The following is a 458-nucleotide window of genomic DNA, read 5'->3' as shown; positions in this document are numbered from 1 at the left end:
CAGCAGCACGACATCCGGGATGGCGAGTTTTTCAAAATTCATGCGGTATTCGCTCCTTGTAGGGGACAGATATCACTTCAACAATCACAGGACTCGATGCCCTGCCGGCCTATGGCACGACAAGGCTCAGTCTCGATAGTGCGCAGGCGTGAGGGGCGTCATGAAAATTCCCGCAGCCCTCGCCTTGTTGGCGACGACTGCGGGAAAGCGGGTACATCAGCATTGACTTCACTGCATGCGTACCCGGCCACGGCGCCCGCTCTCAGATGTCGAACTCAGGTGTCGAGCTCAGTAGTTGCCACGGCGCTTGTCATCCAGGCGCTTCAGCAGGTACTGGCCGTAACCGGTCTTCTTGAGTGCGGTGCCCTGCTCTTCGAGCTGCTCGTCGCTGATCCAGCCGTTGGTCCAGGCGATTTCCTCGAGACATGCCACCTTAAGGCCCTGACGATGCTCGATGG

The 458-nt window shown here is 58.5% G+C and carries 1 pseudogene; it reads right to left on the bottom strand.

What is annotated here, in order from left to right:
• Positions 1 to 288 precede the first annotated feature (288 nt).
• Positions 289 to 458: pseudogene (locus HXS66_RS17535) on the bottom strand (glucose-1-phosphate thymidylyltransferase); the annotation flags it as partial.

Source organism: Cobetia sp. 5-11-6-3 (assembly GCF_013374055.1).
GTDB lineage: Bacteria > Pseudomonadota > Gammaproteobacteria > Pseudomonadales > Halomonadaceae > Cobetia > Cobetia marina.
This window is presented reverse-complemented; position numbering and strand designations above follow the sequence as displayed.